We start from the raw sequence: 263 nt of genomic DNA, 5'->3' as shown, positions 1-263 counted from the left end.
GGCACCGTTCGCACGCTCAGCGTCCAGGTGACGCGCGAAGAGGTGCGTGATGGCGCCGAATCCTACGTCATCACGCTCGACGACATCACCGATCTGGTCATCGCCCAGCGCTCGACCGCTTGGGGCGACGTGGCGCGCCGCATTGCCCATGAGATCAAGAACCCGCTGACGCCGATCCAGCTGTCGGCCGAGCGCATCCAGCGCCGCTATGGCAAGCAGATCAATCAGGACGACAAGACCGTCTTCGACCAATGCACCGATAC

1 protein-coding gene is annotated in these 263 nt (G+C 63.5%); it reads left to right on the top strand.

Annotated elements, in window-relative coordinates:
- On the top strand, positions 1–263 hold a 263-nt coding region (locus tag SB764_RS41390; RefSeq protein ID WP_410866953.1), incomplete at both ends, for a histidine kinase dimerization/phospho-acceptor domain-containing protein.

It is taken from the genome of Paraburkholderia sp. SIMBA_027 (assembly GCF_046535315.1).
Taxonomy (GTDB): Bacteria; Pseudomonadota; Gammaproteobacteria; order Burkholderiales; family Burkholderiaceae; genus Paraburkholderia; species Paraburkholderia tropica.
Note: the sequence above shows the minus strand (reverse complement) of the source record. Positions and strands in the feature narration are given on the sequence as shown.